Raw genomic sequence first — 265 nt, 5'->3', positions numbered from 1 at the left:
ATTCTGTCCAGAAAAGCAAGGCGGAGGTTGTCTGCACTCTTGCCGACCGAGCGGATGCGGTCTTGCTCGCCGAAAAACTGACCAGCATCCAGGCTGAAGTTGACAGCCGCAAGCAACGGGCAACCGAATACGGCAAGCGCGAAAGTGCCGCCGCCATCGCCCGCGCCACAGGTGCAGCATGACCCCCTATCTCGAACACGTCGCCGCGAACATCGCCGCGCTGGTCTTCATTGCCCTTGTCGGTGCCGGTCTGTGGCTTGCCGTC

At 61.9% G+C, this 265-nt stretch carries 1 protein-coding gene; it reads left to right on the top strand.

The window, feature by feature from the left end; genetic code table 11:
• Window positions 1–182 (top strand): hypothetical protein (locus V1952_RS22745; protein ID WP_420075659.1); only part of this gene is annotated, 182 nt, incomplete at its 5' end.
• Window positions 183–265: the final 83 nt, after the last annotated feature.

It is taken from the genome of Yersinia sp. 2542 StPb PI (genome assembly GCF_048593855.1).
GTDB lineage: Bacteria > Pseudomonadota > Gammaproteobacteria > Enterobacterales > Enterobacteriaceae > Yersinia > Yersinia enterocolitica_E.
Note: the sequence above shows the minus strand (reverse complement) of the source record. Positions and strands in the feature narration are given on the sequence as shown.